The 6,888-nt window shown below is 62.1% G+C and carries 8 protein-coding genes; 3 read left to right on the top strand and 5 right to left on the bottom strand.

From position 1 onward, the window contains the following. Positions 1 to 347: ATP-binding cassette domain-containing protein (locus tag EN969_RS10815; RefSeq protein WP_127419118.1), on the bottom strand; the 347-nt coding region annotated here is incomplete at its 3' end. Between the two features lie 142 nt (positions 348 to 489). Between EN969_RS10815 and EN969_RS10810 the strand changes: the two genes are divergently transcribed. Then, positions 490 to 900: a cupin domain-containing protein gene (locus tag EN969_RS10810; protein WP_013530912.1), complete on the top strand. Its 411-nt coding sequence runs from the start codon at positions 490 to 492 to the stop codon at positions 898 to 900. A 62-nt stretch (positions 901 to 962) separates the two neighbouring features. On the opposite strand, the gene EN969_RS10805 is transcribed toward EN969_RS10810, so the two are convergent. The 3 genes from EN969_RS10805 to EN969_RS10795 form a co-directional block, all read right to left on the bottom strand. Beyond that, on the bottom strand, positions 963 to 1,298 hold the full coding sequence (locus EN969_RS10805) for a hypothetical protein (RefSeq protein ID WP_244514313.1): 336 nt from the start codon (positions 1,296 to 1,298) through the stop codon (positions 963 to 965). Between the two features lie 43 nt (positions 1,299 to 1,341). Then, complete coding sequence (hydA, locus tag EN969_RS10800) at positions 1,342 to 2,793, bottom strand: dihydropyrimidinase (RefSeq protein ID WP_063168503.1); 1,452 nt, start codon at positions 2,791 to 2,793, stop codon at positions 1,342 to 1,344. Positions 2,794 to 2,856: 63 nt separating this feature from the next. Then, positions 2,857 to 4,107: a Zn-dependent hydrolase gene (locus tag EN969_RS10795; protein ID WP_063168504.1), complete on the bottom strand. Its 1,251-nt coding sequence runs from the start codon at positions 4,105 to 4,107 to the stop codon at positions 2,857 to 2,859. Positions 4,108 to 4,228: 121 nt separating this feature from the next. Here EN969_RS10795 and EN969_RS10790 point away from each other — a divergent pair, with 121 nt between their 5' ends. Beyond that, complete coding sequence (locus tag EN969_RS10790) at positions 4,229 to 4,867, top strand: TetR/AcrR family transcriptional regulator (protein ID WP_013530908.1); 639 nt, start codon at positions 4,229 to 4,231, stop codon at positions 4,865 to 4,867. Positions 4,868 to 4,942: 75 nt separating this feature from the next. Here EN969_RS10790 and EN969_RS10785 read toward each other — a convergent pair whose 3' ends face one another. Continuing rightward, positions 4,943 to 6,271: an aspartate aminotransferase family protein gene (locus tag EN969_RS10785; RefSeq protein ID WP_013530907.1), complete on the bottom strand. Its 1,329-nt coding sequence runs from the start codon at positions 6,269 to 6,271 to the stop codon at positions 4,943 to 4,945. A gap of 226 nt (positions 6,272 to 6,497) precedes the next feature. Here EN969_RS10785 and EN969_RS10780 point away from each other — a divergent pair. Then, a partial coding sequence (locus EN969_RS10780; RefSeq protein WP_127419117.1) for a TetR family transcriptional regulator C-terminal domain-containing protein occupies positions 6,498 to 6,888 on the top strand: 391 nt, incomplete at its 3' end.

Genomic DNA, 6,888 nt, shown 5'->3' with positions numbered 1-6,888 from the left:
GCCCTGGATAGGCCCATGATCTCCAGCGGCAGCCCCACATTGCGCTCGATGGTCCGCCACGGAAACAGCGCCGCCGCCTGAAAGACATAGCCATAGGCGCGTTTCTCGCGCGCCTGCTCTGCTGTCATGCCATTGACGGAAATCGCCCCCGAGGTCGGCTTCTCCAGATCGGCGATGACGCGCAGCAGCGTGGTCTTGCCGCAGCCCGAAGGCCCGATGAAGGAGACGAACTCGCCCTTGCCGATGGTGAGATCGACATTGGACAGCGCCTGCACCGGCCCGTCATTGGTCTGGAAAGTCAGCCCGAGTTTGCTTGCCGCGACGACGGCTGGCGAATTCCCCGTCATCGGTTGCCGCCTGCCTGTTTCCGTTCCCGCGGCGGCTGGAATCCGATTGCTTTTATCGCGATGTTGTTTTCCACTTGCCCTGTCCCATTTGGCCCTGTCCCTCTGACCTTGTCCCACGCGATCGACGCCCGGAGTTTCCCCGATGTCGCCTAAACCCACTTGTCATCTTATCCGCCCTGAAAGCACTTATGAAGGCAAGCAGGGGCTGACCTATTTCGCCGGCATTGCCGCCGAGACCGTCGGTGCCTCCGGCATCTGCATGCACATGCTCACCATGCCGCCCGGCGCCCGCGCCAAGGCGCATATGCACGAGAGCCACGAGACGGCGATCTATGTGCTCTCCGGCGAAGTTCACACCTGGTATGGCGACCGGCTCGAGCATCATATCGTCGTCAAGGCCGGTGATCTCTTCTACATCCCCGCCGGCGTGCCGCATCTGCCGGCCAACCTGAGCGGCGCCCCGTCCTCTGCCGTCATTGCGCGCACCGATCCCAACGAACAGGAGAGCGTCGTCCTGCTGCCGGAACTGGATGCGCTGGTCGCCGGAAGCTGACTTCGCCGGGCTAGGCGCCCGTCGGCCAATTGCTAGAGGTTTGCGCCCGCCAGCTTCGGCAATCATCGGCACCGAGACACTTCCCCATAGACGGTGCCGTCCGCATCCGCGATCACCAGTTTCTTGGCGTTCTTGGTGCTGTGCTTGATGATGAAGGTGGCGGGCGACTTGCCCTCTTCGCCTTCGGCCTCGCACTCCGCCTTCACCACAAGCGAGCCGTCGGCCTGGACCCTCTTGCCGGTGAAGGTGCAAGCGCTCGTCGCCGTGATGAAGTCGGTGTTGGTTAGAAGCAGCATGTCCTCGGCGTAGACTTCCTGGCCGTTCTTGTTGATGCAGCCGGACTTGTTGCCATAAGGTTTGGCTAGGTCGATGCCGGCCGCCGACACTTGGCTGGCCACCAGAACCAAAACTGCCGCGAAAAGAAGTCCCCCGCGCCGCACCTCAAACCCCGGTCGCCGGGATGCCGGTGCGTTCCACCTTGCGCGGCGCGGAGATTTCCTTCCACGTCGACAGCGCCCGGTTGACGGCCGCATTCGGCTCGCGGCCGACGAATTCACCATGGCCGGGCTTGGTCTTGACCTCGGACTCCTGGATCGACAGTTCGCCCCGCGAGAACACGAACCGCGGCAGGCCGGTCACCTCGAAACCCTCGAAGACATTGTAGTCGATCACCGATTGCTGCTTCTTGGACGAAATTGTCTTCTTGCGCTTGGGATCCCAGACGACGATGTCGGCGTCGGCACCCTCTACGATGGCGCCCTTCTTCGGATACATGTTGAGGATCTTGGCGATGTTGGTCGAGGTCACCGCGACGAACTCGTTCATCGTCAGCCGGCCGGTGTTGACGCCTGTGGTCCACAGCACCGGCATGCGGTCTTCAAGCCCGCCGGTGCCGTTCGGGATCTTGGTGAAATCGCCGACGCCGTTGCGCTTCTGTTTGGTGGTGAAAGCGCAATGATCGGTCGCCACCACCTGCAGCGAACCCGCCTGCAGGCCGGCCCACAGCGAGTCCTGGTGCGATTTGTTGCGGAAGGGCGGACTCATCACGCGGCGTGCCGCATGGTCCCAGTCCTTGTCGAAATACTCGCTCTCGTCCAGCGTCAGGTGCTGGATCAGCGGCTCGCCGAACACCCGCATGCCCTTCTGGCGCGCCCGGCGGATCGCCTCGTGGCTCTGCTCGCAGGAGACATGCACGACATAGAGCGGCACGCCGGCCATGTCGGCGATCATGATGGCGCGGTTGGTCGCCTCGCCTTCCACTTCGGGCGGCCGCGAATAGGCGTGGCCCTCGGGGCCGTTGTTGCCGGCAGCCAGCAGCTTCTGCGACAGTGCCGCCACCACGTCGCCATTCTCGGCATGAACGAGCGGCAGCGCGCCGAGATCGGCGCAGCGCTGGAACGACGCATACATCTCGTCGTCGTCGACCATCAGCGCGCCCTTGTAGGCCATGAAATGCTTGAACGAGGTGATGCCCTTGTCGACGACCGTGGCCATCTCGTCGAACACCTGCTTGCCCCACCAGGTGATCGCCATGTGGAAGGAGTAGTCGCACGACGCCTTCGAGGTCTTGTTGTCCCACATCTGCAAGGCTTCGAGCAGCGACTGCTGCGGCGCCGGCAGGCAGAAATCGACCACCATCGTCGTGCCGCCGGAGAGCGCCGCGCGCGTGCCGGATTCGAAATCATCGGCCGAATAGGTGCCCATGAACGGCATTTCGAGATGGGTGTGCGGGTCGATGCCGCCCGGCATGATGTAGCAGCCGGTGGCGTCGAACTCATGGTCGCCATGCAGGCCCGAACCGATGGCGACGATCTTGCCGTGCTGCATCAGCACATCGGCCTTCCAGGTGCGGTCGGCGGTGACGATGGTGCCGTTTCGGATGACTTTGGTCATTGACTGTTCCCTTGTTCTCTTCGCGCTTCTTTACGAGCGTCGTTTGGAAGGTGGATTCTAAGCTCACTCCACGATGACAGCCGTCTCCACCACCGCGTGGAACAAGACATCGGCACCCGCCGAAGCCCATTCCTTGGTGATCTCTTCGGCCTCGTTGTGGCTGAGGCCATCGACGCAAGGGCACATCACCATGGCGGTGGGCGCGACGCGGTTGATCCAGCAGGCGTCGTGGCCGGCACCGGAAACGATGTTGCGATGGGAATAGCCAAGGCGGTCGGCGGCATCGCGGATCGCCTTGACGCAGCCGGCATCGAAAGTCACCGGATCGAAAGCGCCGACCTGTTCGATCTCGCAGCGGATGTCGAGTGCATCGCAGATCGTGTCGATGCCTTCGCGGATGCGGCCATCCATCGCGTCCAGCACTTCCTTTTCCGGCGAGCGGATATCGACGGTGAAGACGGTGCGCCCGGCGATGATGTTGCGCGAATTGGGATAGACCTCCATGTGGCCGACCGCGCCGACGGCATCGGGCTGGTAGTCCATGGCGATCTCGTGCACCAGTTCGATCACCCGCGCCATGCCGAGCCCGGCATTGCGGCGCTTGGGCATCGGCGTCGAGCCGGTATGGGCTTCCTTGCCGGTCAGCGTCACCTGCAGCCATTTAAGGCCCTGGCCATGGGTGACGACACCGATGTCGATATCTTCGTCCTCGAGGATCGGACCCTGTTCGATATGCAGTTCGAAGAAGGCATGGATCTTGCGGTCGCCGACCTTCTCGGGGCCTTTCCAGCCGATGCGCTCCAGTTCCTCGCCGAATTTCTTGCCCTGCTTGTCGACATGCCCGTACACATCGGCCTGGTCGAGCACGCCGGCGAACACGCCGGACGCCATCATAGCCGGCGCGAAGCGCGAGCCCTCCTCGTTCGTCCAGTTGGTGACGACGATTGGATGTTTGGTCTTGATGCCGAGATCGTTGAGCGAGCGCACCACTTCAAGCCCGCCCAGTACGCCGAGCACGCCGTCATACTTGCCGCCGGTCGGCTGCGTATCGAGATGGCTGCCGACATAGACCGGCGGCAGGCTGGGATCGGTGCCTTCGCGGCGGGCAAACATCGTGCCCATTTCATCGACGCCCATTTCGAGCCCGGCCGCATCGCACCAGCGCTTGAACAGATGCCGCCCTTCGCCGTCTTCGTCGGTCACGGTCTGGCGATTGTTGCCGCCGGCAATGCCGGGGCCAATCTTCGCCATCTCCATGATGGAATCCCACAAACGGTTTGAATTGATTCGCAGATTCTCGCCGGGTGCGGCCATCTCGAGTTCCCATCTACACCAGGGGTCTTGTCGCCCCTTGAGTGATTTACAGCTTGACCGTATGGTCAGCTTTTAAACTACACAACCTGACCAAGCGGTCAACTAGAATCTTGGGGTAGACATGGCAGAACCCACCCGCCCCATGCGGCGACAGGAGATCCGCCGAGAGAATGAAAAAACCATTCTCGTCGCTGCAGAGAAGGTGTTTGCGGAGGCAGGGTTTGGCGGCGCCACGATGCAGTTGATTGCGGATCTGGCCGGACTGCCGAAGGCAAATCTCCACTACTATTTCGCCACCAAGGAAGAGCTTTACCGGTCGGTCGTTCAAAACATCTTTGAAATCTGGCTACAGGCGGCCAATTGCTTCGACGCGGCGCGCGGGCCCATAGACGGCATCAGTGCCTATATCGACGCCAAGATGGAAATATCACGCCGCCATCCCGACGGCTCGAAGGTCTGGGCCTCCGAAGTGATGCACGGGGCGCCGGTGCTTCAGGACTATATGGAATCGACGCTGCGCGAATGGACCGACGGCCGCGTCGAGATCATCAGGCGCTGGATCGAGGAAGCCAAGATGGACCCGGTGGATCCGCGTCATCTGCTCTATATGCTTTGGGCTACGACCCAGCACTACGCCGATTTCGGCCATCAGATCGAGACACTCAATGGCGGAAAACCTCTGTCCGACCGGCAATGGCGGGAAGCCAAGGAAAATATCAAGCGGGTGATCCTGACCGGGATCGGTGCGTTGCCCGCCTGACTGTAATGGTTCGTTGCAAGCAAAAGGTCAGGTCGGCGCGCTGCCGCGCCGACCTCAACCGACCGCGTCAGTCCGTCAATCGATTGACCTCAGCACATCTCGAACATGGTCGATCAATTCGTTGATCTGGCCCTTGGTGATGATCAGCGGCGGCGAGAGCGCGATGATGTCGCCGGTGGTGCGGATCAGCGCGCCGCGCTCGAACGCCTTGACGAAGGCCGAGAAGGCCCGTTTGGTCGGCTGGCCGGCGATCGGCGCCAGCTCGATCGCACCGATCAGGCCGATGTTCCTGATATCGATGACGTTCGGCTCGCCTTTCAGCGAATGCAGCGCGTCTTCCCAGTACGGCGCCAGCTCCTCGCCACGGGTCAGCAAGCCCTCTTCCTTGTAGGTGTCAAGCGTGCCGAGTGCGGCCGCGCAGGCGATGGGGTTGCCCGAATAGGTGTAGCCGTGGAAGAACTCGATCATGTGCTCGGGGCCGGTCATGAAGGCGTCGTGGATCTCCTTCTTCACAAACACCGCGCCCATCGGGATGACGCCGTTGGAGACGCCCTTGGCGGTGGTCATGATGTCGGGCGTGACACCGAAATAGTCGGCGGCGAACGGTGTGCCGAGACGGCCGAAACCGGTGATGACCTCATCGAAGATCAACAGGATGCCGTGCTTGGTGCAGATCTCGCGCAGCTTCTCCAGATAACCCTTCGGCGGCAGGATGACGCCGGTGGAGCCGGCGACCGGCTCGACGATGACGGCGGCGATGGTCGAAGCGTCGTGCAGGGCGACGATACGCTCCAGCTCGTTGGCGAGTTCCGCGCCATACTCCGGCACACCCTTGGTGAAGGCGTTCTTTTCCGGCAGATGCGTGTGCGGCATATGGTCGACGCCGCCGAGCAGCGTGCCGAACATCTTGCGGTTGGTGACGATGCCGCCGACCGAGATGCCGCCGAAATTGACGCCGTGATAGCCGCGCTCGCGGCCGATCAACCGGGTGCGCGAGCCCTCGCCCTTCACACGGTGATAGGCGATCGCCATTTTGAGCGCGGTCTCGACCGATTCCGAGCCGGAATTGGTGAAGAAGACATGGTCCATGCCCTTGGGCGCCAGGTCGACCAGGCGGTTGGCCAGTTCGAACACGATCGGATGGCCCATCTGGAAGGCCGGCGCATAATCGAGTTCGGCAGCCTGGTGCTGGATCGCCTCGGTGATCTTCGGACGGCAGTGGCCGGCATTGACGCACCACAGGCCGGCGGTGCCGTCGAGCACCTTGCGGCCGTCGCTGGTTGTGTAATGCATGTCCTTGGCGGACACCATCATGCGCGGCGCCTGCTTGAACTGCCGGTTTGCCGTGAACGGCATCCAGAATGCACTGAGATCGTTCGGCGTGACTTTCAGCCGGTTGGACATGACCAGGACTTCCCCTTGTAAACTGTTTCGCTGCGCCCAACGCTTGGTCTTTGCCGCGTTTTCATGCTACGCAAATTTTTGACCGATTGGACAAACGTTAGCACCGCCCTGTAGGCGGTCAAGGATTACTAGCGGAAATGCGGCACCTGAAGTGCGTTCCACAGGCTAGGGAAAAACTGGTCCAGAGAATTGGTCCAGATGAGCCTCAACACGAGGGCTTGCAACGGTGACCATCGGCACGGATGCCCCTCGCCGCACCCGCATCCAGCAGGAAAAGCGCGAACTCATCCTGGAGGCGGCGCTTGAGGTCTTCTCCACCAACGGCTTTCGCGGCTCGACCATCGACCAGATCGCCGAAGCTGCCGGCATGTCGAAACCGAACCTGCTCTATTATTTCCGGCGCAAGGAAGACATCCACGAAACGCTGATGCAGCGCCTGCTCGACACCTGGCTGGCGCCACTGCGCGAACTCGACGACATTGGCGATCCCCTAACCGAACTGCGCAGCTACATCAGGCGCAAGCTGGAGATGGCGCGCGATTTTCCGCGCGAGAGCCGGCTGTTCGCCAACGAGATCCTGCAAGGCGCGCCGCGCATCATGCCGCTGCTGGCGGGGG

Origin of the sequence: Mesorhizobium sp. M7A.F.Ca.CA.003.01.2.1 (genome assembly GCF_003998945.1) — a bacterium.
In the GTDB taxonomy this organism is placed as follows: Bacteria; Pseudomonadota; Alphaproteobacteria; order Rhizobiales; family Rhizobiaceae; genus Mesorhizobium; species Mesorhizobium ciceri.
Note: the sequence above shows the minus strand (reverse complement) of the source record. Positions and strands in the feature narration are given on the sequence as shown.